Below are 19,539 nucleotides of genomic sequence, written 5' to 3' on the forward strand. Positions count from 1 at the left end.
GGAGCGGCGACGCGTCTCGAAACCGCCGCGACCGGGTCTCGAGACGCTCGTGCCTCGCTCCTCGACCGCCTGCGCCGGTGCGAGAATGGAGTCATGGCGAACTCGAGCGACACCTCCACCACTGAGACCGCGGCCTCGGCCACGACGAACGGCGACGAGGCCGGGCGCAACGCGAATCGGTCGACGACGCCCGGCTCCGAGGGCTTCAAGAACTTCATCGGCAGCGGCTGGGCCGATCGCGATGAGACGCTGCCGCAGGCACGACCCCAGGCGGCGAACGCCGCCGCGCGTCGCGCGAAGGTCTCCGCCGCGTTCCCGGGCCAGCGCCTCGTCATCCCCGCGGGTGACATGAAGCAGCGCGCGAACGACACCGACTACCCGTACCGGGCGCATTCGGCGTTCGCGCACCTCACCGGCTGGGGCTCCGACTCCGAGCCCGGTGCGGTCCTCGTGCTCGAGCCGAATGGAGACACCGGTCACGAGGCGACCGTGTACTTCCGCGAGCGAGCGGGCCGCGACTCCGAGGAGTTCTACGCCAACCCCGCGATCGGCGAGTTCTGGATCGGCCCCCGTCCCTCCGTCGCGCACGTCGCCGCCGACCTCGCGGTCGCCACGCGTGACATCCTCGACTTCGACGCCGTCGTCAACGCGATCGACACGGCCACCCTCGTCGTGCGTGAGGCCGACGCCGCGATCACCGAGCGCGTCGACCACGCCCGCATCCGCTTCGCCGCCGAGCGCGTGCTCAGCGAGAACGCCCAGGACGCGGCGTTCTCGCTCGAGGTCGGCGGCGACCACGAGCCCGACGGCGAACTCGCGCGCGTCGTGAGCGAGCTGCGACTCGTGAAGGACGAGTACGAGATCGCCGAGATGCGCGCCGCGATCGACGCGACCGAGCGCGGATTCGGCGAGGTGCTCGCCGAACTCCCCCGCATCACCGCCGAGGTGCGCGGCGAACGCGTCATCGAGGGCGTCTTCGCGACCCGGGCCCGGCTCGACGGCAACGACGTCGGCTACGGCTCGATCGCTGCGGCAGGGCCGCACGCGACGATCCTGCACTGGACCCGCAACGACGGCCCCGTCGTACCGGGCGATCTCGTGCTGCTCGACGCGGGCGTCGAGCTCGACTCGTACTACACGGCCGACATCACGCGCACCTTCCCGGTGAACGGCACCTTCTCGCCCGTGCAGCGCCAGGTCTACGAGGCCGTGCTCGAGGCCGCCGACGCGGCGTTCGCGATCGTGAAGCCCGGAATCGTGTTCCGCGAGGTGCACGCCGCGGCGATGGCCGTCATCGCACGCAAGACCGCCGAGTGGGGCTTCCTGCCGGTCTCCGCCGAAGAGTCGCTCCTGCCAGACAACCAGTTCCACCGCCGCTACATGGTGCACGGCACGAGCCACCACCTCGGTCTCGACGTGCACGACTGCGCGCAGGCGCGGCGCGAGCTCTACATGGACGGCGTGATCGAGGCCGGCATGATCTTCACGATCGAGCCGGGCCTGTACTTCCAGCCCGACGACCTCACGGTCCCGGCCGAGTTCCGCGGCATCGGCGTGCGCATCGAGGACGACATCCTCGTCACCGCCGACGGCGCCGAGAACCTCTCGGTGCGCATTCCGCGTACGGCCGACGCCGTGGAGGCGTGGGTGCAGGGCGCCCGCGGCTGATCTCGGCTCGTCTGGGCGGTCGTCCTCCTCGCGGCACGCGGCCGAGCGGAGTCAACCCGCCGAATTCGCCGCACGCGCGGCGCGGCGAGCCCGCCACCACGCCCAGAAGCGGGCGAGCTGGCGCTTCGTGAACGCCGCAAGCCGTTTCGCCCACGCGAACTCGGTGCCGAGGATCGCGAGGCCGAGGAACACGACGAGCCAGCCGGGGCCGGGCAGCGGTACGAGCAGCAGTCCGCCGACCGCGATGGCTCCGCCGAGCATGCCGACGATCACCCGGTAGCTGCGGCGGAGCAGCGGCCGGCCGTCGATGCGGTGCCGGATGTCTCGGAGGAGCCGTCGCAGCGGACGATCGGCCCGCTCGCCCTCGGCGATCTCACGATCGATCTCGAGTTCGAGTGCGGCCCGCGGCTCATCCCTCGCGCGGCGTGTCATGACATCACGATATATCGCGACTCTGGGAGTCGGCCGAGCCGGAGGGCTACGCCTCGCCGTCGCCGGCCTCGGCGGCGCGGCGGGCGCGCTGTTCGGCTTCGGCCTCGCGTGCCTCCCGGGCGGCGCGGCGGGCGGCGTCCTGCGCCTCGCCGTAGGTGAGCCCGCGCGGCGCTTCGGCGACGGGGGCGGATGCCTCGCCGTCGGCGCCGTCGGCCGGGGCGGCTCCGGCATCGGCAGAAGCCCCCTGCGCTCTCGGCTCCGCCGGGGCGGGCGGCACCGCCGGCACGGCCGGAGGCGGCGTTGCCGCGGCATCGTTCGTCTGACCCGGTGCAGGTGGGAAGACCTGACCCGAGGTGCCGAGCACGTTGCGGGCCCGCGCCACGTGCGCGGGCTCGGCGATGATGGCGTAGCGGGTGGCGAGCACCTGCATGACCGAGGTGAAGTCGCGACGGCGACGGTTGAGCGAGTACGACACGACGCTGAAGATCATGCCGAACCCGGCACCGATGAGCACCGCCGCGCCGAGGATGCCCAGTGAGGCGCCCGACGGGGCGAAGATGAAGAACAGGAGCCCGAGGAAGAGGCCGAACCACGCCCCCGACAGCGCTCCGGCCCCGGCCGCGCGGCTCCAGCTCAGCTTGCCGGTGATGCGCTCGACGCTCGTGAGGTCGGTGCCGACGATCGCCAGCTCCTTCACGGGGAACTCGGCCTTCGAGAGTCGGTCGACCGCGGCCTGCGCCTCGGCGTAGCTCTCGAAGCTCGCCACCGTCTCGCCCTTCGGCAGGGTCGGGAACTCGCGGCCGGCACGGCCGCCGAACGGCGTCTGGTTGGTCACCGGGCCATTCTCCCACGCCCCGCGGCCCGACGGCCTGGATGAGGCCCGCGACGAGGCATCCGGGGGCTAAGTTGGAACCGTGAGCGCAACGAGAGTCTTCGTCGCCCGACTCGCCGGGTGCGCCGTCTTCGACCCCGCCGGCGATCGGGTCGGCAAGGTGCGCGACGTCCTCGTCGTGTACCGCAAGAGCGACCCTCCGCGCGTCGTCGGCCTCATCGTCGAGATTCCCGGCAAGCGCCGCGTGTTCGTCTCGATCGGGCGGGTCACCTCGATCGGCGGCGGCCAGATCATCACGACCGGGCTCATCAATCTGCGGCGCTTCGAGCAGCGCGGCGGCGAGGTGCGCGTCATCGCCGAGATGCTCGGCCGCAAGGTGCTCTTCAACGACGGTTCGGGAACGGCCACCATCGAGGACGTCGCGATCGAGGAGCAGGAGCCCGGCGAGTGGGAGGTCGACCAGCTCTTCGTGCGCCGACCCAAGGGCGCCTCGCCGTTCTCGAAGGGCCAGTCGGCGTACGTCACCTGGCGCGAGGTGCGCGAGCAGCTCGCGACCGGTGAGGCGCAGTCGGCCGAGCAGCTCATCGCGACCTACTCCGAGCTGAAGCCGGCCGACCTCGCGTCGACCCTGCTCGACCTGCCCGCGCAGCGGCGCCAGGAGGTCGCCGAGGAGCTCCCCGACGACCGGCTCGCCGACGTCCTCGAAGAGATGCCCGAGGCCGACCAGGTCGTCATCCTGGCGGGTCTCGGCGACGACCGTGCCGCCGACGTGCTCGACCACATGCAGCCAGACGACGCCGCCGACCTCATCGCCCAGCTTCCCGAGGAGCGCGGCGAGCACCTCCTCGAGCTCATGGAGCCGGAGGAGGCCGAGGACGTCCGCTTCCTCCTCTCCTACGGGCCCGACACCGCGGGCGGACTCATGACCACCGAGCCGATCATCGTGTCGGCCGACGCGACGGTCGCCGAGGGGCTCGCCCTCATCCGCCGCCACGATCTGCCGCCCGCGCTCGGCGCCGCGGTCTGCGTGACGCTGCCGCCGTACGAGCCGCCCACCGGCCGGTTCCTCGGCATCGTGCACTTCCAGCGGATGCTCCGGTACCCGCCCCACGAGCGTCTCGGCACCCTGATCGACCAGGGCCTCGAGCCCGTGCGGGCCGACACCTCGGCCGCCGAGGTCAGCCGCATCCTCGCGAGCTACGACCTCGTCTCGGTGCCGGTCGTCGACGAGAAACACCGACTCGTCGGGGTGGTGACGATTGACGACGTGCTCGACTACCTGTTGCCCGACGACTGGCGAAGTCACCCCGAAGAAGACGAGCTGGCCAAGCGCACGACCACGCGGGCGCAGCTGACGACGGGAAGCATCCCGATCCCGTACGGAAGGAGGGGAGCAGATGGCACGCACTGAGTCGGAAGACCGTCGATTCGACACGCCGAAGGGCATCCGCCGCACCGCCCCCTTCCGTGGCGGCTCTGCCGACAACGATCGCTTCGGCCGCTTCACCGAGTGGGTGGCGCGCGGCATGGGCACGCCGGGGTTCCTCGTCGGCCTGTCGGTGTTCGCCATCGGCTGGATGGCGTGGAACACGTTCGCGCCGTCGGCCTGGCGCTTCGACGACATCGCAATCGGGTTCACCGCGCTCACCCTCATGCTCTCGTTGCAGGCGTCGTACGCCGCGCCGCTCATCCTGCTCGCGCAGAACCGGCAGGACGACCGCGACCGGGTGCAGATCGAGCAGGACCGCCAGCGCGCCGAGCGCAACCTCGCCGACACCGAGTACCTCGCCCGCGAGGTCGTCGCCCTGCGCCTCGCGGTGAAAGACCTGGCGTCGAAGGAGTTCATTCGCGCCGAGCTGCGCGCGATCCTCGAGGAGCTCGACCGCCGCGACGAAGAGGAGACCGAGCATGCCGGATGAGACCGGCACGCCCGACGCGCCCGTTTCCCCCGCCTCGACGGCCTCGCCGCTCGAGCAGGCTGTGCTGCGCGCCCTCGAATCGGTCATCGACCCCGAGATCCGCAAGCCCATCACCGAGCTCGACATGGTCGATCGCGTCGTCGAGCGTGAGAACGGCCTCGTCGAGGTGGGCATCAGGCTGACGATCGTCGGATGCCCCGCTTCCGACCGGATCGAACGCGACGTGCGGCAGGCCGCCGAGTCGGTCGCCGGGGCGGGCAACGCCGCGGTCGAGCTCTCGGTGATGACCCCCGAGCAGCGCGCCGCGCTCACCGAGCGACTGCGTGGCGGCCGGGCGGCGCGCACCAACCCGTTCGGCCCCGGCTCGCTGACACGCGTGATCGCCGTGACGAGCGGCAAGGGCGGCGTCGGCAAGTCGACCGTCACGGCGAACCTCGCCGTGGCGCTCGCCGCCCGCGGCCTCGCGGTCGGTCTCGTCGACGCCGATGTGCACGGCTTCTCGATTCCCGGGCTCCTGGGGCTCGTCGACGACGACGGCCTCGCCGCCCGCCCGACGCGGGTCGACGAGATGATCCTGCCGCCCGTGGCGCACGGCGTGAAGGTGATCTCGATCGGCATGTTCGTCGAGCCCGCGGCCCCCGGCGGGCGCGCCTCGTCGACGGCGGTGGCGTGGCGCGGGCCGATGCTGCACCGCACGCTCTCGCAGTTCCTCACCGACGTGTACTTCGGTGACCTCGACGTGCTGCTCGTCGACCTGCCGCCCGGCACGGGCGACGTCGCGATCTCGCTCGGGCAGTTGCTGCCGAACGCCGAGGTCGTCGTCGTCACGACCCCACAGGCGGCTGCGGCCGATGTCGCCGAGCGGTCGGGCGTCGTCGCCCGGCAGACGGGTCAGCGCATCGTCGGCGTCGTCGAGAACATGGCCGCGCTCGTGCAGCCGGACGGCACCCTGCTCGAGCTCTTCGGTTCGGGCGGCGGCGCCCTCGTCGCCGAGCGGCTCTCGGCGGGCGCCGGCGGGGGCGAGCCGGTGCCGCTGCTCGCGAGCGTGCCCCTCAGCATGGCGCTGCGTCAGGGCGGCGACATGGGCGTCCCGGTCGTCGTCGCCTCGCCCGACGATCCGGCGGCGCGTGCGATCGAGCAGGTGGCCGCGCAGCTCTCGGCGATGCCCCGTTCACTCGCGGGGCGCCGACTCGACGTCTCGGTCCGATGAGTCGGATGCCACGTGCTGCTGCCGCAGAGCGGTGCACGTGGCACGCGGCCGGGCCGGTGCACGAGGCAGTGGCGCCGACCAGGCACGCGCACTCGACGCCCGTTCGCCATTTCTCGGCGAGGGTTCCGGAATTCGCTCTGTCAGTTCCCCCTCATCGACGGAACGGGACGGAGTAGACCCTCGGCCGCCGGCCGGGCCGGTGCGAGGATGTCGACCAAGCGCGCTCACTCGGGCCCCGCTCGCCATCGCTGGGCGAAAGCTCCGGAATTCGCAAAGTCAGTTCCCCCTCATCGAAGGAACCGAGTCGGGCCCGCTGCACCGGACGCAGCCCGGACTTTCTGCCTGATCCTTCTCCATCGGGTCCATCCACCCACCACCGACCCACGCGAGCCGCCCCACCGATGAGGCGGAACTGGCACAGCACCCACAAGACGACACAGCCCCAACACTGCACCGCCGACAAGACGACAAGACGACAAGACGACAAGACGACAAGCCGACTCCACCCCACCGATGAGGCGCAACTGGCAGAGCTCGAACGGAATCTCGGTCCGGCCGGGAGGATCAGCGCCCGACGGCAGCCGGCGGCTCGACGACGCGGGCGAGCAGTTCGACGAGCAGGCGCTCGGTGAGCGGCCCGGGCAGCGCCTCGACGAGCGCGAGCACCGGTGCGAGCCGGTCGGGCAGCGCGCCCTCGCCGCCGAGGAGTCCGGCGGCACCCAGGATCGCGGCGGCGCCGTCGGAATCGAGGCCGGCCGCGAGCCCGGCGAGCACCTCGTCCCCTGCGAGCGCGGACAGCCCGCCGTCGTCGCCGACGAAGCCCGGCAGCGCCTCGACGAGGCCGGCGAGCGCGGCGCCGCCGTCGATCTGCGGGATGCCTCTGACTTCGTCGGCGGCGCTCACGAGCGCCGCGACGAGTTCGGGCAGCACCCGTTCGGTGACGGGCGTCACGGTGAGGTGCGTCGTGTGCGGCAGCCGAGTGCCGTCGGCTTGGCCGAGCCCGGGCTGAAGTTGCAGCTGCCAGCCGGCCGAGCGTGCGGCATCCGCCCAGTGGTGGGGGTCGACGCGCGAGGTGGCCGGCGCGTCCTCGTCGGTGGCGACCGCGAGCAGCGGGCCGGTGGGCGAACCGACGACCCGCAGCCCCTCGATTCCGTCGATCGTGGCGCGCAGCGCCGCGGTCGCGCGCGCCGCCTGCGCGGTGAGCTCGGTGAAGCCCGGCTCGCCGAGGGCTTCGATGATCGCCCAGGCCGCAGCGAGCGGGCCCGCCGGCTTCGAGCCGGTCATCGTCGGATTCACGACGGGGTACCCGGGCCATCCGGTCGTGGCGAAGTACTGGTGGCGCTGCCGATCGCGTCCGCGGGTCAGCAGGACCGACGCGCCCTTCGGCGCATACCCGTACTTGTGCAGATCGGCCGAGACGCTCGTCACGCCGGGCACGGAGAGGTTCCAGGCGGGCAGAGGCTCGGGCCAGAACGCGAGCGCGAACCCGCCGATGCAGGCGTCGACGTGCAGAGCGATGCCGCGCGCTGCGGTGATCGCCGCGACATCGGCGACGGGATCGAGGCTCGCGAACGGGTACGAGGGCGCGCTGAGCACCACGAGGGCGACGTCGTCACCGAGCCGCTCCTCGATCGCCGCGGGCGTGAGCGTGCCCGTCGCCGGGTCGACCGACACGAGGTCGAGTTCGAGGCCGAAGTAGTGCGCCGCCTTGCGGAACGCCGCGTGCACCGTCACCGGGGCCACCAGGCGCGGCACGCGCGGCGATCCGAGCCGGGCCGCGCGCCAGGTGTCCCTGGCCGACTTCACCGCGAGCAGGCAGCTCTCGGTGCCGCCGGAGGTGACCGAGCCGACGACGACCTCGGCTTCGCCGCGACCGGCTTCCGCCTCGCCGCCGTCACCGCCGAGCACCCGGCGGGCGAAGCCGACCACGCTCCGTTCCATCGCGGCGACCGAGACGAACGTCGTCGGGTCGAGCCCGTTGACCGGTTGAACGCGGCGGGCCGCCTCGGCGGCGAGTTCGTCGAGCGCGGCGAGCCCCGAGTCGTAGACGTACGAGAGGACGCGCCCGCCGTGCGTCGGCGCATCGGCCGAGCGCAGCGCGTCGAGTTCGTCGAGAATGTCGGATGCCTCGCGGCGGAACCCGCTCATCGGGTGCTCCCATCGGTCGTGTCGGGGGTGCTCGGCGCCCTCGGGGCGGTCGGGCCGTACGGTGACGCCTCATGCTGCGGTTCGGTGCTGCTCGGCGGGTCGACGTTGACATCGCCCCGCCGCAACGGGTAGCGGCGCAGCACCACGACGCTCGCGACGACGAGCAGGGCCGGCACGAGGCTGAACGAGAGCGCGATCCCCGCGATCGCAGCGGGCGCCTGCATCACGGTCTCGGCGCCGGTCGACTCGAGGTACCCGGTCGCGGCGAGCATGAGGGTGAGCAGGGTCGCGCCGAGCGCCATGCCGGCCGTCTCCCCCGCCGTCCACACTCCGCCGAAGCTGCCGGCGCGCTCGCGGCCCGTCATGCGCGCGTCGTGCGAGATGACATCTGGCAGCATCGCCATCGGCAGCGACTGCATGCCCGCGTAGGCCGCGCCGGCGACCGCGACGGGCAGGTACACCCACGACCCCGGCAGCCAGACGAGGAGCACCATGCAGAGCGTGGCCGCCGCGAACACGAGGCTCGCGATGCGGAACGCGCGTTCCTTTCCGATCCTGCGAGCGAGCACGCCCCACGCCGGGGCGACGAGCAGTGCGGGCGCGATCAGCGCGACGAACAGCAGGGTCACGGCCGCCTCCGACTCGAGCACCCACGTCGCGACGAACTGCGCCCCGGCGAGCATGAGGCCCGTCGCGAGGCCCTGCAGCACGAAGACCGTGAGCAGCACCCGGAACGGCAGGCTGCGGCGCAGCGCCCGGAAGCCCTCGCGGTAGCCGTCTGCGGCCGGCTCCGCGGGCGGCCGGCCGGCCGCCGGGAGTTCGTCGGTGCGACGGAGGCCCGTGGCATCCGACCGCTTCGCCGTGCCCGCGGCGATCAGCATGCCGACGCCGATGACGACGCCCGCGACGATCGCCATCACGAGGTAGCCCGTGACCTCGTCGTCGAACGCGCGACGGATCTCGGGGCCGCCGGCGCCGAACAGCAGGATCGCGAGGGTGAGCACCACGACGCGCCAGGTCAACAGCCGCGTGCGCTCGTCGTAATCGGGGGTGAGTTCGGCGGGCAGGGCGATGTACGGCACCTGGAAGAGGCTGAAGGCGGTCGCCGTGGCGAGGAACGCGATGAAGACCCAGACGCCGGATGCCGCGGGTGAGACGCCCGGCGGCACGGCGAAGGTGAGCGCGAAACCGACGGGCAGGGCGAGCGCGCCGACGAGCATCCCCGTGCGGCGGGTGCCGCGGCCGGCGAGCACCCGGTCGCTGCGGGCGCCGATCCATGGGTCGATCACGACGTCCCACACCTTGGCCGCGGTGACCACGAGACCGGCGATGAGCGCGCTGACGCCGAGCGTGTCGGTCAGGTAGTACACGAGGACGAGTCCGGGCAGCGTCGCGAAGCCACCGGTGCCGAGCGATCCGATCGCGTAGCGGGCCACGACGCCGCGGGACAGGGGGCGCTCCGCTGCGGTCATGGAGGCAGTGTACTCACTCGGCGAGCGACTGGGTCAACTGTCCTAGACTGTGCGCATGCGCGCCCAGACCGCCCCCGCCGACCTCCTCCGCAGCCTGAGCGACGACGTCGTCGCGTCGGGCTCCGAGACCATCGCCGTGCCGACCCCTTCGACCGGTGAGACGCTGCACGAACTGCCCCGTTCGAACGCCGCCGATGTTCGCGACGCGATCGCGAGGGCTCGCCTCGCGCAGCTCTCCTGGGCTCGGGCCGGCTTCGCCGCCCGCCGCCGCATCCTGCTCGCCGCGCACGACCTCATCCTCGAGCGCCGCGAAGAGCTGCTCGACCTCATCCAGCTCGAGAGCGGCAAGACCCGCGGACAGGGCATCGAGGAGATCTTCCAGGCCGTCTCGGTGACCCGCTACAACGCCATCGCGGCCCGCGGGGTGCTGCGCGGCCGCGCCGTCCGCTCCGGGATCCCGACCGTCGCGACCACCCGGGTGCGCTTCGCACCCAAGGGCGTCGCGGGTGTCATCACCCCGTGGAACTACGCGCTGAGCCTCGCCGCGATGGACGTGGTGCCCGCACTCGCAGCCGGCTGCGCCGTCGTGCAGAAGGCCGACGACCAGGGTGCGCTGTCGATCCTCGCGCTGCGTCGCGCCTTCATCGACGCCGGCGTCCCCGAGTCGCTGTGGGCCGTCGTCGCCGGCGACGTGGCAGACGTCGGCGAGGCGCTCACCGACGAGGCCGACTACATCTGCTTCACCGGCTCGACCGCGACCGGCCGCAGGATCGCCGAGAAGGCGGGGCGCCGTCTCGTCGGCGCCTCGCTCGAGCTCGGCGGCAAGAACCCGCTGCTCGTGCTCGACGACGCCGACCCCGCCGAAGCGGCGGCGAACGCCGCCCACGCCTGCTTCTCGGCGATGGGCCAGCTGTGCGTCTCGATCGAGCGCATCTACGTCGACCAGAAGATCGCCGGCGAGTTCCAGCGGGCGCTCATCGAGCGCCTGCGCGGCGCGAAGCTCGGCACCTCGCTCGGCTTCGGCGCCGACTTCGGTTCGCTCGCGAGCGCCGCCCAGCTCGCACGCGTCGAGGCGCATCTCGCCGACGCCGTGGCGAAGGGTGCGACGGTGCTCGTCGGCGGCAAGGCACGCCCCGACCTCGGGCCGTGGGTGTTCGAGCCGACGATCCTCACGGGCGTCACCCCCGAGATGGACCTCTACGCCGAGGAGACCTTCGGGGCGATCGCCTCGCTCTACCTCGTCTCGAGCGACGACGAAGCCGTCTTCGCCGCGAACGCGAGCCACTACGGGCTGAACGCCGCCGTGTTCACCGGCTCGCCCCGTCGCGGGCAGCGCGTCGCCGATTCGCTCGCGGCCGGCAGCGTCAACATCAACGAGGGCTACCGCGGTGCGTTCGCCTCGGTCGCCGCTCCGATGGGCGGGGTCAAGCAGTCGGGTGTCGGGCGTCGCAACGGCGAGGCGGGTCTGCTGCGCTTCGTCGAGCCGGTGACGATCTCGCGGTCGACGGGCCTGCTGCAACTGCCGCGCACCTCCGACGAGTACGAGGCCCAGGCGCCGCTGCTGCTGCTGCTCGCGCGGGCGCTGAAGGCCGTCCGCCGCGCCTGACGCGGGCGCGAGGCATCCCTTCGCCCCCTTGTGCGCGGGCCGACGCCGCGCCGCTCAGGTGGCTTCGGAGTCGAAGGGCGCGGGCTCGTCGGCGCCGAGCGACTCGCGCTTGCGCTTGCGCTGCAGGTAGGCCGAGTTCTCGTTGACGCCGGCACGCGCGACAACCGGCGCGGCGGCGGCCTCTTCGGCGAAGGGATCGACGTCGGTCAGCGCCTCGCGGATGATGCGACGCGGGTCGTACTGGCGCGGGTCGAGCTTCTTCCAGTCGACGTCGTCGAAGTCGGGGCCCATCTCTTCGCGCATGCGGTCTTTCGCGCCGCTCGCCATGTCGCGGAGCGATCGCACGAGTCGCCCGAGCTGCGCGGCGTAGTGCGGCAGCCGTTCTGGGCCCAGGAGGAAGACGGCGATCACCCCGATGATGAGGAGCTTCTCGAACGTCAGACCGAACATGCCTACAGGATAGTCGGCGGCGAGGCATGCGAACGCCACGCGCCGCGGCCCGTAGGCTGGGGTGTTGAGAGAGCCACCAGGGAGCCGCAACGTGTCTGATCACGACCTGAACTGGAAGTACGCCGACGAGTCGGTCGTCGAGTCCGAACCGATCGTCAAGGCGCGTCAGCAGTCCCTCGAGCTCGGCGTCGATCCGGTCTCCCCGGCGGTCGGTGCGCAGCTGGCCGTCGTCGCGGCCGCGTCGCGGGCGAGTTCGATCATCGAGGTCGGCACGGGCGTCGGCGTCTCGGGCCTCTGGATGCTTCAGGCGGCCCGGCACGCGATGCTGACCTCGATCGACACCGAGAACGAGTACCAGCAGCACGCCCGCCAGCACTTCGCCGACGCAGGTATCACGGCGGCCCGCGTGCGACTCATCGCCGGGCGCGCGGGCGAGGTGCTCCCGCGAATGAACGAGAGCTCCTACGACGTCGTCTTCATCGACGCGGATGCCCCGTCGGTCATCGAGTACGCCGAGCACGGCCTGCGCCTCGCGAAGCCCGGCGGCAGTGTGCTCGTGGCCCGGGCGCTGTGGAAGGGTCGCGTCGCCGACCCCGCCAAGCGCGACGAGGCGGCGAGCGCGTTCCGCACCCTCATCGCCGAACTCGCCCCCTCGACGGCGGTGGCGACGGCGATCTCGCCCGCGGGCGAGGGCCTGTTGCAGATCGTCAAGCTCGGGGCCTGACGCCGGGGTCCGCCAGTTTCTCAGGAACACACCGGGGTTTCTCAGGAGGCGCGGATGTCGCGGGCTACCCCCACGCCCGGAATTCCGGTGTTCGGCGCCGCGCCCCGAGTACTCGACTCCTGAGCAACAGCACGGCGCTCCTGAGAAACAGCACGCGTCCGTTAACGACTCGAGCCCCGAGAACGTCCTCGGGGCTCGCAGTCGTGGTGCGTGTGACTCAGGCAGGGTTCACGACGCCGGCGAGGACGTCGTAGAGCTCCTTGGCCTCAGCGTCGTTCACCGAGACGACGAGACGACCGCCACCTTCGAGCGGCACGCGCACGATGATGAGTCGACCCTCCTTCACAGCCTCCATAGGCCCGTCTCCGGTGCGTGGCTTCATGGCCGCCATTGAGCTCCCCTTTCGTGGCTGAGATTCCATTATCGGCCATCTGCGGCGGTGCTGGGAAATCACCCCGAGAATGTGGATAACCGGACGGGGTATTTCGCCGATCAGGGCGGCGTCCAGTCATAGGTGTCGATGCGCCACACGAGGGCGATCCACGCGTACTGCAGCGCCACGAAGAGCACCACGACCGACCAGCGGTACCACCGGGCGCGCGGCACGGCGAGCGCCCCCACGATCGGGAACATCGGCGAGACGATGCGGAAGGTCGACGACTGCGGGAAGAACACGGCGAGCAGGTACAGCGCATAGCTGGCGAGCCAGAACCTGATGTCGACGCCGAGGCGCCGGACCGCCGGGAGGAACAGAACGGCCGCGAGGGTCGCGACGAGCACGACGACCGCGCCGATGCCGAACCACGCGGGCAGCCCCACCCAGTTCGCCCACCACACGCCACCCTGGAACCAGGCGGTGAACGGCACGAGCTCCTTGTGGCCGAGGTACCCGGCCCGCCACGCGAGTTCGGTCGCGGTGTAGCCGTCGGGCACGCCCGTGACCGCCCACACGACGAGGGGCCAGGCGAAGCCGACCGCGGCGGTGAAGAGCCCGACGGCGATGACGAGGAGCTGCTCGCGCACCGGGAACGGGTCGCGGGCGCGATGCCACCACCGCCAGATGAAGTGCAGCGCGAGCGTGAGCGCGAAGGCGAGCGCCCCGGGACGCGTGAACGACCACGCCACGACGACGGGCACGAGCCATCCGTAGCGCCGATCGACGAGGAGGAGCAGCGCGAGCGCGACCCACAGGAACCCGAGGGATTCGGCGTAGCCGAACTGCATGATCGGGGAGACCGGTGCGATCGCGAAGAGCACCACGGCGAACAGTGCGCGGTCGGGCTCGAGGAAGCGCGACATCAGGCGGTGGAACACCAGCGCGGCGCCGAGGCCCGCCAGCACGGCGATGGTGACGGATGCCGCATTCCAGGGCAGCCCGAGCCAGGTGACGGCGCCCGTGAGCTGCGGGAAGAGCGGCAGGAACGCCCACGCGTTCTCGCCGATGTGGCCGGATTCGCCGACGGGGAGTTCGGACGGGTACCCGGCGATCCAGATGATCTGGTACCAGCGGGCGTCCCAGATGTTCGCGAAGTCGAAATACCCCGGCTGGGCGCCCGTCCAGGCGTTCGGGCCCTGACGCGCGGCGACGTCGAGCACCATGACGGTGGTCAGCGCACGCGCGGCGAGGTACACGGCGGCGACCTTCGCCCACCACGGGGTGAGGCGCCATCGCACGCGAAGCGCCGTCGACGAGCTCATGCGGTTCGCAGCCGAGCGACGATATCGGGCAGGTCTCGTGTCGCCGTGAGCCAGAAGACCTCGTCGTTCATCGTCGCGTACCCGCCGTGCGCGACGATGTTCCGAATGGTCCGAAGCGCGGCGAACTCATCGGGCGTCAGGCGCTCGCGCAACCCCGAGGCGTCCGGTCGCTCGAGCAGACCGAAGAGGCGGACGACGACCATCGATGCGGCGTCGTACGACGCCGCCCCGTCGGAGAATTCCGTGCGCGGAGTCCCGATCACCCGTTCGGCGAGCCGCCGCTCGACACGGGCGAGCTCGTCGGCGAGATTACGCCGATCGGTCGACCCCCGGGCGTCGCCGGTCGACCGCGGCCTCGGAACGAAGCGGTCGCCCCCATCGCTCACAGCGGCACTGCCGAAGCGAGCAGTTCTGCACCGAGCGCGGTCGCGGCCGCGCTTTCGGCGTCGACGACGTCGACCGGGAAGCCCGTGAGTCGCTCGACCTCGGCCGCGAATGCCGCGAGCGGGATCATGCCCGCGCCCGTGGTCGTATCGACGAAGAGGTCGATGTCGCTGTCGAAGCGATCTTCCCCGCGCAGCATCGATCCGAAGACGCGCAAGCCGCTGATCTGCCGGGCCGCGGCGGCGGCGCGGATGCGATCGCGATGCAGTTCGAGCGCGATCGACGGACGGTAGTCGGCGACCTCGAGAATGCGTGCGAGCATCTTCGCAGAAGGCGCGCGGCTCCCGCGCTCGATCGCTGCGAGGTTCGGCTGGGAGATGCCGGCTCGTGCTGCGAGGGTCGCCTGGGTGAGCCCGGCGTCTCTGCGGGCTGCCGAGATCAGCGACGGCGCCTCGGCCGGATCGAACCGCACCATGCGACCGAGTATATCAGTCATGAAATACGCGCGGTTCACGCGCCCTTGGCAACCCGGTCCGACATTCACGCCCCGGAGAGCCAGGCGCGCAGCGCCCGCTCGCTCTCGACGATCTGCTGCGTCGCGACGCGCTCGTCGTCGGCGTGCGCCTTCAGCGGGTCGCCGGGACCGAAGTTCACGGCGGGGATCCCGAGGGCGCTGAAGCGGGCGACATCGGTCCAGCCGTACTTGGGTCGGGCCTCGGCACCGACCGCCGCGACGAACTGCTGCGCGAGCGGTGCGTCGAGCCCGGGTCGCGCACCTTCGGCGCTGTCGACGATCTCGACATCGAAGCCGTCGAAGACCTTGCGAACATGGGCGGATGCCTCGGCGACGCTGCGGCTCGGCGCGAAGCGGTAGTTCACGGTGAGCACCGCCTCGTCGGGGATGACGTTGCCCGCGATGCCGCCGCGCACGAGCACCGCGTTGAGCCCCTCGCGGTAGGCGAGCCCGTCGACCTCGACGGTCTCGGCCTCGTACTCGGCGAGACGGGTGAGCGCGGGCGCGAGCTTGTGGATGGCGTTGTCGCCGACCCAGCTGCGTGCCGAGTGCGCGCGCAGGCCCCTCGTGCGCACCTCGGCGCGGAGGGTGCCGTTGCACCCGCCCTCGACCTGCCCGTTCGAGGGTTCGCCGAGGATGGCGAAGTCGCCCGTGAAGAGCTCAGGCCGATTGCGCGCGAGCCGGCCGAGCCCGTTGAGGGAGGCGGCGACCTCTTCGTGGTCGTACCACATCCAGGTGAGGTCGACGATTGGATCGGTGAGCTCCGCCGCGAGCTTCAGCTGCACGGCGACACCGGCCTTCATGTCGACCGTGCCGCGCCCCCACAGGTACTCGGCGCCGTCGATCGTCTCGACGCGGGTCGGCACGTTGCCGTTGATCGGCACCGTGTCGAGGTGCCCCGCGATCACGACCCGCCGCTCGCGGCCGAGGTTCGTGCGGGCGACGATCGTGTCGCCGTCGCGGATGACCTCGAGATGGGATGCCCCGGCGAGCGCGCGCTCGACGAGGTCGGCCAGGAGCCGTTCGTCGCCGGATTCGCTCGGGATGTCGCAGATCGCCTGCGTGATGGCGACCGAGTCGGCGGTGAGATCGAGCGAGAGCGGAGCGTCGGCAGGCATCCCCCGAGTCTATTCGCGTGGGAGGCCGTCCGGCCCGGCGTCGCGGACGCGGGCCCGCTTAGACTGAGGTTCTTCAAGAGTCCTTCGAGCCCGAGGAGCCCCGCCGATGCCCGAGAAGCCCACCGTGCTGTTCGTCTGCGTGCACAACGCCGGCCGCTCGCAGATGGCTGCGGGATTCCTGCGCGAGCTCGGCGGCGACCGGGTCGAGGTGCGCTCGGCCGGCTCGGAGCCGAAGGAGCTGATCAACCCGGTCGCGGTCGAGGCGATGGCCGAGCAGGGCATCGACATCACGCACAATGTGCCGAAGGTGCTCACGACCGACGCGGTCCGCGACTCCGACGTGGTCATCACGATGGGCTGCGGCGACGCCTGCCCGATCTTCCCGGGAAAGCGCTACGAGGACTGGCAGCTCGACGACCCCGCCGGGCAGGGCATCGAGGCCGTGCGCCCGATCCGCGACGAGATCCGCGGCCGCGTCGAGGCCCTCCTCGCCGAGTTGCTCCCCGAGCGCTCGGGCGCCTGACCGGCGAGCACCGGCTTCACGGCGCCGCCGAGAGCTTCAGCAGCCCGAACTCGAGGAGCAGCAGCTCGAGGCGCCGCCGAGATCGGTCGAGCACACCCCCGTCGCGGGCAGCACGAGTTCGACGTTCGTGGCGGCCGCGAGATCTCCGGCGATCCAGGCGGTGACCGAGCGCACCTGCTCGTACCCCGTGGCGAGCAGGAAGGTCGGCGCACGGCCGTACGACTTCATTCCGACGATGAAGAAGCCGTGCTCGGGGTGCGTGAGTTCGGCGAAGCCGTGCGGTTCGACCGTGCCGCACGAGTGCACGTTCGGATCGATGAGCGGTGCGAGCCGCTTCGGCGCCTCGACGATCTCGTCGAGGTCGAGTCGGATCTCGCGCAGCGGGTCGAGGTCGGGTCGGAAGCCCGTCGCGTTCACGACGAGGTCGCTCGGGTGCACCGCCAACTCGCCGGAACGCTGTCCGACCAGCTCGACGCCGTCGCCGGCGCGGCGGGCGCGGAGGATCTCGAATCCGTCGACGAGCTCGACGTCGCCGCGGCGGACTGCGGCGTCGACGCGGCCCCCGAGTTTCGCGCGGTCGGCGAGCCCGTCGTCAGCCGATGACGACACTCGGACGGCCTGGGCGTTGCGGATCAGCCAGGTGACCCGGGTGCCCGGCACCTCCCGCGCGAGCTGCACGAGCCCGAGCAGCGTGTTCGCCGCAGAGTGGCCGGCGCCGACGACCGTCGTGTGTCGTCCGGCGAAGGTGTCGCGATCGCGCCCGAGCACGTCGGGCAGGGCGGGCTGCACGAGGTCCGCGATCTCGTCGAGCCCGAGCAGAGCCAGCCCGCTCGAGCCCAGGGAGTTCGGCGTGCGATACGTGCCCGAGGCGTCGATCACCGCGCGGGCGGTCAGTTCTTCGACGCCGGCCGCGGTGCGCAGGCGCACGAGGAAGGGAGTGGTCGACCGCTTGGACGTGCGGGTGCGGTCCATGCCTTCGCGGCTGACCGCGAGCACCTCGGCGCCGGTACGGATTCGCGAGGCGATCGGCTCGAGTCGGCTGAGCGGCGCGAGATAGGCGTCGACGAGCTCGCGGCCCGCCGGCGCACGCTCGGGGTCGGGCAGCTCCCAGCCCTGCGCCTCGAGCAACCGCCTCGACGCCGGGTCGACGAGGTGCTTCCACGGCGAGAAGAGCCGGGTGTGCCCCCAGGCCCGCACGCTGTCGGCGATGCCGTCGCCGGCCTCGAGCACGACGAAGTCGATGCCGCGCAGGGCGAGGTTCGCGGCCGCGGCGAGCCCGATCGGACCGGCGCCCACGATCACCACCGGCAGGGTCGACAGATGATGATCGTCGGTCGCGGGCCGGGCGGTCAGTTCGATCAGCGTCACTGCATCCTCCTGAATATCGAGCGATATCGATGAACTTCGATGTCGTCAGTATGGAATCAAACATCGATGGTTGTCAATATCGAGTAGTATCGATGCATGGTCACGACGCTCGAAGTCACGGATGTCTCTGCCGGCGTGTGCTGTGCACCGCTCGTTCACGAGCCGCTCAGCACCGTCGACGCCGAACGACTCGCCCACACCATGAAGGCCCTCGCCGACCCCACCCGGCTCCGACTGCTGTCGATCGTCGCCGCCTCCGAGGGGCAGGAGGCCTGCGTCTGCGACCTCACCGAGCCCGTCGCCCTCAGCCAGCCGACCGTCTCGCACCACCTCAAGATCCTCACCGAAGCGGGCTTCCTCAGCCGAAGCAAGCGCGGCACCTGGGCGTACTACGCGCTCGTCCCCGAGCGCCTCGACGAGGTCGCCCGCACGCTCCTCGCCGGCTCGCACACCGGCGTGTGAGCACCGACGTCGAACCACGTCACACGCACACCCCGCCTCGCTACCCTTGAAGCATGCCCGCGAACGACACCTCCTCCCCCGCTGCCCGCACCGCCTCCGCCGCCGGGCTCACGACCATCGCCGGTGACGGCACGGTGCTCGACGCGTGGTTCCCGACGCCACGACTCGGCTCCGAGGCATCCCCCCTCGCCCCCGAGCACGCCGCCCTCGCGGGCGACGACTCCCGCCGCAACGTGCGCATCGAGCAGCTCGAGCTCACGATCGACCTCGATGCGGCTCCCGCGGGCACGGCCGACGCCTACCTCCGCCTCCATCTGCTCTCGCACCTCCTCGCGGCGCCCAACACGGTGAATCTCGACGGTGTCTTCGGCCACCTGCCCGCCGTCGTCTGGACGAACGCCGGCCCGGTGCAGCCCGCCGACTTCGACCGGCTGCGGCCGGCGCTGCAGCGCGCGGGCATCCACGCGACGGGGCTCGACAAGTTCCCGCGCCTGCTCGACTACGTCACTCCCGAGCGGGTGCGCATCGCGGATGCCTCGCGCGTGCGCCTCGGCGCGCACCTCGCCCCCGGCACGACGGTCATGCACGAGGGCTTCGTGAACTTCAACGCCGGCACGCTCGGCACCTCGATGGTCGAGGGTCGCATCTCGCAGGGCGTCGTCGTCGGCGACGGCAGCGACATCGGCGGCGGCGCGTCGATCATGGGCACCCTGTCGGGCGGCGGCACCCAGCGCGTCGAGATCGGCGAGCGGGCGCTGCTCGGCGCGAACTCGGGCATCGGCATCTCGATCGGCGACGACTCGGTCGTCGAGGCGGGCCTCTACGTCACCGCGGGCACGAAGGTCGTGATCGTCGGTCACGGCGGCGAGGAGCGCACCGTGAAAGCGGTCGAGCTGTCGGGGCAGCCGGGCCTGCTGTTCCGCCGCAACTCGCTGAGCGGTCGCGTCGAGGTGCTCGCGCGCGACGGGCACGGCATCGTGCTCAACTCGGCGCTGCACGCGTAGAGGCGAG

The 19,539-nt window shown here is 71.7% G+C and carries 20 protein-coding genes; 9 read left to right on the forward strand and 11 right to left on the reverse strand.

All coding sequences use genetic code 11. The annotated features are described in order from the left end of the window. Nucleotides 1-93 precede the first annotated feature (93 nt). The gene (locus tag H516_RS20525) at nt 94-1,668 is read left to right on the forward strand and encodes an aminopeptidase P family protein (RefSeq protein ID WP_022890604.1); all 1,575 of its coding nucleotides are present in this window, start codon (nt 94-96) and stop codon (nt 1,666-1,668) included. 51 nt (nt 1,669-1,719) lie between these two features. Here the strand turns inward: H516_RS20525 and H516_RS0115410 are convergent, their stop codons facing one another. After that, entirely contained in the window at nt 1,720-2,100 is a 381-nt protein-coding gene (locus H516_RS0115410) for a TIGR02611 family protein (protein ID WP_084620742.1), read from the reverse strand. Nucleotides 2,101-2,146: 46 nt separating this feature from the next. Then, on the reverse strand, nt 2,147-2,935 hold the full coding sequence (locus H516_RS22550) for a YflT domain-containing protein (RefSeq protein ID WP_022890605.1): 789 nt from the start codon (nt 2,933-2,935) through the stop codon (nt 2,147-2,149). A 79-nt stretch (nt 2,936-3,014) separates the two neighbouring features. On the opposite strand from H516_RS22550, the gene H516_RS0115420 reads away from it, so the two are divergent. From H516_RS0115420 to H516_RS0115430, 3 genes are read left to right on the forward strand one after another with little or no spacing between them, the layout of a single operon-like run. Further along, nucleotides 3,015-4,343 (forward strand): magnesium transporter MgtE N-terminal domain-containing protein, encoded by a 1,329-nt coding sequence (locus tag H516_RS0115420; RefSeq protein ID WP_022890606.1) that lies wholly within the window; start codon nt 3,015-3,017, stop codon nt 4,341-4,343. After that, complete coding sequence (locus H516_RS0115425; protein ID WP_022890607.1) at nt 4,330-4,851, forward strand: DUF1003 domain-containing protein; 522 nt, start codon at nt 4,330-4,332, stop codon at nt 4,849-4,851. The genes H516_RS0115420 and H516_RS0115425 overlap by 14 nt, the downstream gene beginning before the upstream one ends. Further along, nucleotides 4,841-6,061 carry an Mrp/NBP35 family ATP-binding protein gene (locus tag H516_RS0115430; RefSeq protein ID WP_022890608.1) on the forward strand — a complete coding sequence of 407 codons (1,221 nt, stop codon included), beginning with the start codon at nt 4,841-4,843 and terminating at the stop codon, nt 6,059-6,061. Before H516_RS0115425 ends, H516_RS0115430 begins: the two co-directional genes overlap by 11 nt. Nucleotides 6,062-6,625: 564 nt before the next feature. On the opposite strand, the gene H516_RS0115435 is transcribed toward H516_RS0115430, so the two are convergent. Together H516_RS0115435 and H516_RS20535 are read right to left on the reverse strand one after the other, a co-directional pair. Next, nucleotides 6,626-8,209, reverse strand: coding sequence for a pyridoxal phosphate-dependent decarboxylase family protein (locus H516_RS0115435; protein WP_022890609.1), 1,584 nt, complete (start codon nt 8,207-8,209; stop codon nt 6,626-6,628). Then, nucleotides 8,206-9,681 (reverse strand): MFS transporter, encoded by a 1,476-nt coding sequence (locus tag H516_RS20535; RefSeq protein WP_022890610.1) that lies wholly within the window; start codon nt 9,679-9,681, stop codon nt 8,206-8,208. Before H516_RS20535 ends, H516_RS0115435 begins: the two co-directional genes overlap by 4 nt. Before the next feature lie 55 nt (nt 9,682-9,736). Between H516_RS20535 and H516_RS0115445 the strand changes: the two genes are divergently transcribed. Beyond that, nucleotides 9,737-11,287, forward strand: a complete 1,551-nt coding sequence (locus tag H516_RS0115445) for a succinic semialdehyde dehydrogenase (RefSeq protein ID WP_022890611.1) — start codon at nt 9,737-9,739, stop codon at nt 11,285-11,287. 54 nt (nt 11,288-11,341) lie between these two features. Here H516_RS0115445 and H516_RS0115450 read toward each other — a convergent pair whose 3' ends face one another. Further along, complete coding sequence (locus H516_RS0115450; RefSeq protein ID WP_022890612.1) at nt 11,342-11,737, reverse strand: sec-independent translocase; 396 nt, start codon at nt 11,735-11,737, stop codon at nt 11,342-11,344. Nucleotides 11,738-11,828: 91 nt separating this feature from the next. Here H516_RS0115450 and H516_RS0115455 point away from each other — a divergent pair, with 91 nt between their 5' ends. After that, nucleotides 11,829-12,461 carry an O-methyltransferase gene (locus H516_RS0115455; protein WP_022890613.1) on the forward strand — a complete coding sequence of 211 codons (633 nt, stop codon included), beginning with the start codon at nt 11,829-11,831 and terminating at the stop codon, nt 12,459-12,461. Between the two features lie 217 nt (nt 12,462-12,678). On the opposite strand, the gene H516_RS21895 is transcribed toward H516_RS0115455, so the two are convergent. The 5 genes from H516_RS21895 to dapE form a co-directional block, all read right to left on the reverse strand. Further along, a complete protein-coding gene (locus tag H516_RS21895) occupies nt 12,679-12,852 on the reverse strand; it encodes a DUF3117 domain-containing protein (RefSeq protein ID WP_022890614.1) in 174 nt (57 codons plus the stop codon). A gap of 101 nt (nt 12,853-12,953) precedes the next feature. Beyond that, nucleotides 12,954-14,159 (reverse strand): hypothetical protein, encoded by a 1,206-nt coding sequence (locus H516_RS0115465; protein WP_022890615.1) that lies wholly within the window; start codon nt 14,157-14,159, stop codon nt 12,954-12,956. Continuing rightward, a complete protein-coding gene (locus tag H516_RS22555; RefSeq protein ID WP_022890616.1) occupies nt 14,156-14,545 on the reverse strand; it encodes a ribonuclease HepT family protein in 390 nt (129 codons plus the stop codon). The genes H516_RS0115465 and H516_RS22555 overlap by 4 nt, the downstream gene beginning before the upstream one ends. Continuing rightward, a complete protein-coding gene (locus H516_RS0115475) occupies nt 14,542-15,018 on the reverse strand; it encodes a helix-turn-helix domain-containing protein (protein WP_022890617.1) in 477 nt (158 codons plus the stop codon). The genes H516_RS22555 and H516_RS0115475 overlap by 4 nt, the downstream gene beginning before the upstream one ends. Nucleotides 15,019-15,083: 65 nt before the next feature. Continuing rightward, entirely contained in the window at nt 15,084-16,175 is a 1,092-nt protein-coding gene (gene dapE / locus H516_RS0115480; RefSeq protein WP_022890618.1) for a succinyl-diaminopimelate desuccinylase, read from the reverse strand. Nucleotides 16,176-16,281: 106 nt separating this feature from the next. Between dapE and H516_RS0115485 the strand changes: the two genes are divergently transcribed. Continuing rightward, nucleotides 16,282-16,698, forward strand: coding sequence for an arsenate reductase ArsC (locus tag H516_RS0115485; RefSeq protein ID WP_022890619.1), 417 nt, complete (start codon nt 16,282-16,284; stop codon nt 16,696-16,698). Nucleotides 16,699-16,734: 36 nt separating this feature from the next. Here H516_RS0115485 and H516_RS20540 read toward each other — a convergent pair whose 3' ends face one another. Continuing rightward, nucleotides 16,735-18,066, reverse strand: a complete 1,332-nt coding sequence (locus H516_RS20540; RefSeq protein ID WP_022890620.1) for an FAD-dependent oxidoreductase — start codon at nt 18,064-18,066, stop codon at nt 16,735-16,737. Between the two features lie 96 nt (nt 18,067-18,162). On the opposite strand from H516_RS20540, the gene H516_RS0115495 reads away from it, so the two are divergent. Both H516_RS0115495 and dapD read left to right on the forward strand, forming a co-directional pair. Next, nucleotides 18,163-18,528, forward strand: a complete 366-nt coding sequence (locus H516_RS0115495) for an ArsR/SmtB family transcription factor (RefSeq protein ID WP_022890621.1) — start codon at nt 18,163-18,165, stop codon at nt 18,526-18,528. Nucleotides 18,529-18,581: 53 nt separating this feature from the next. Beyond that, the gene (gene dapD, locus H516_RS0115500; protein WP_022890622.1) at nt 18,582-19,532 is read left to right on the forward strand and encodes a 2,3,4,5-tetrahydropyridine-2,6-dicarboxylate N-succinyltransferase; all 951 of its coding nucleotides are present in this window, start codon (nt 18,582-18,584) and stop codon (nt 19,530-19,532) included. Nucleotides 19,533-19,539: the final 7 nt, after the last annotated feature.

Source organism: Agromyces italicus DSM 16388, assembly GCF_000421545.1.
GTDB classification, from domain to species: domain Bacteria; phylum Actinomycetota; class Actinomycetes; order Actinomycetales; family Microbacteriaceae; genus Agromyces; species Agromyces italicus.

What these genes read in the sequence shown, in the direction of transcription:
- H516_RS0115430 (WP_022890608.1), top strand. Translation starts at nt 4,841, where the DNA reads ATGCCGGATGAGACCGGCACGCCCGACGCGCCCGTTTCCCCCGCCTCG.
- H516_RS0115465 (WP_022890615.1), bottom strand. Translation starts at nt 14,159, where the DNA reads ATGAGCTCGTCGACGGCGCTTCGCGTGCGATGGCGCCTCACCCCGTGG.
- H516_RS20525 (WP_022890604.1), top strand. Translation starts at nt 94, where the DNA reads ATGGCGAACTCGAGCGACACCTCCACCACTGAGACCGCGGCCTCGGCC.
- H516_RS20535 (WP_022890610.1), bottom strand. Translation starts at nt 9,681, where the DNA reads ATGACCGCAGCGGAGCGCCCCCTGTCCCGCGGCGTCGTGGCCCGCTAC.
- H516_RS0115435 (WP_022890609.1), bottom strand. Translation starts at nt 8,209, where the DNA reads ATGAGCGGGTTCCGCCGCGAGGCATCCGACATTCTCGACGAACTCGAC.
- H516_RS0115410 (WP_084620742.1), bottom strand. Translation starts at nt 2,100, where the DNA reads ATGACACGCCGCGCGAGGGATGAGCCGCGGGCCGCACTCGAACTCGAG.
- H516_RS0115485 (WP_022890619.1), top strand. Translation starts at nt 16,282, where the DNA reads ATGCCCGAGAAGCCCACCGTGCTGTTCGTCTGCGTGCACAACGCCGGC.
- H516_RS0115450 (WP_022890612.1), bottom strand. Translation starts at nt 11,737, where the DNA reads ATGTTCGGTCTGACGTTCGAGAAGCTCCTCATCATCGGGGTGATCGCC.
- H516_RS0115425 (WP_022890607.1), top strand. Translation starts at nt 4,330, where the DNA reads ATGGCACGCACTGAGTCGGAAGACCGTCGATTCGACACGCCGAAGGGC.
- H516_RS21895 (WP_022890614.1), bottom strand. Translation starts at nt 12,852, where the DNA reads ATGGCGGCCATGAAGCCACGCACCGGAGACGGGCCTATGGAGGCTGTG.
- dapE (WP_022890618.1), bottom strand. Translation starts at nt 16,175, where the DNA reads ATGCCTGCCGACGCTCCGCTCTCGCTCGATCTCACCGCCGACTCGGTC.
- H516_RS0115475 (WP_022890617.1), bottom strand. Translation starts at nt 15,018, where the DNA reads ATGGTGCGGTTCGATCCGGCCGAGGCGCCGTCGCTGATCTCGGCAGCC.
- H516_RS0115445 (WP_022890611.1), top strand. Translation starts at nt 9,737, where the DNA reads ATGCGCGCCCAGACCGCCCCCGCCGACCTCCTCCGCAGCCTGAGCGAC.
- dapD (WP_022890622.1), top strand. Translation starts at nt 18,582, where the DNA reads ATGCCCGCGAACGACACCTCCTCCCCCGCTGCCCGCACCGCCTCCGCC.
- H516_RS0115495 (WP_022890621.1), top strand. Translation starts at nt 18,163, where the DNA reads ATGGTCACGACGCTCGAAGTCACGGATGTCTCTGCCGGCGTGTGCTGT.